Below are 331 nucleotides of genomic sequence, written 5' to 3' on the forward strand. Positions count from 1 at the left end.
CTAAGACCACCCCGGCGTCTGGCGCAGCGCGGGGCGTCAAGTCCAGGGCGTGAAAGAACCGAGTTAGCGCCATGCGATCGCTCTGCCGCACGAGGGCCTGCGAGAGCGGGTAACCAACCCTCTGAAGGTGCGGATGATCGCGGATCGTGGAGGCTCCGATGGTTCCGTTCTGCGCTTCAAGCCAAGCATGAAGCCCGCGCCACATCTCCACCACGTCGAGGAATGCGCCTCCCTCCCTGAGGCTGTTGCGGAGCGTCTCGATCGCTCCCGCGTCTGCGTCCGGTAGTAGTGCCTGGGCGAGCCGCAGGTAATAGTTCGTGGATCGCGCCTG

At 65.0% G+C, this 331-nt stretch carries 1 protein-coding gene; it reads right to left on the minus strand.

Translation table 11 applies throughout. The annotated features are described in order from the left end of the window. A partial coding sequence (locus tag ACZ3GY_RS23710) for a hypothetical protein (RefSeq protein WP_465912178.1) occupies positions 1-331 on the minus strand: 331 nt, incomplete at both ends.

The organism is Pseudomonas sp. PME37.24/006, from assembly GCF_055556635.1.